Annotated in this window: 1 protein-coding gene; it reads left to right on the top strand. The window is 71.4% G+C overall.

Annotated elements, in window-relative coordinates; genetic code table 11:
* Positions 1-55: 55 nt before the first annotated feature.
* A partial coding sequence (locus tag EHS43_RS45515) for a class I SAM-dependent methyltransferase (protein WP_148104381.1) occupies positions 56-702 on the top strand: 647 nt, incomplete at its 3' end.

Raw genomic sequence — 702 nt, 5'->3', positions numbered from 1 at the left:
CGCAATCTCCCGTCCCCTTAGGCTTCCCGTACCGGACGACTGGAAGGAACACCCCATGGCCGCGGCGCCCAAGCCCGAGATCCTCGCTGCCTTCGAGGCCGCCAAGGGATTCATGCCCCTGGGTGAGGGCCTCGCCCTGTACGAGGCCGCGCTGAACGCCGGGCGGCTCGGGCTGCCGTTGCTGGAGGTCGGCACGTACTGCGGTCGTTCGGCGATCCTGCTCGGGGACGCGGCCCGGGAGGCCGGGGTCGTCGCGCTGACCGTCGACCATCACCGCGGCAGTGAGGAGCAGCAGCCGGGGTGGGAGTACCACGATCCGGAGACCGTGGACCCCGAGCTCGGGGTGATGGACACGCTGCCGACCTTCCGCAGGACCCTGTACCGGGCCGGGCTGGAGGAGCACGTCGTCGCTCTGGTCGGGCGGTCGCCGCAGATCGCGAAGGTCTGGGGGACTGCGCTCGGGCTCGTCTTCATCGACGGCGGCCACACCGACGAGCACGCGAACGCCGACTACGAGGGCTGGGCCCCGCACGTGGCCGAGGGCGGGCTGCTCGTCATCCATGACGTATTCCCGGACCCTGAGGACGAGTTCACCGGTCAGGCGCCCTACCGGATCTACCTCCGGGCCCTCGACTCCGGCGCCTTCACGGAGGTCTCCGCGACCGACTCGCTGCGGGTGCTGCGCCGGACGCGGGCGGGGAA

The organism is Streptomyces sp. RP5T (assembly GCF_003933965.1).
Taxonomy (GTDB): domain Bacteria; phylum Actinomycetota; class Actinomycetes; order Streptomycetales; family Streptomycetaceae; genus Streptomyces.
The sequence above is the reverse complement of the archived record's forward strand: the minus strand, read 5'-3'. Positions and strand labels throughout refer to the sequence as shown.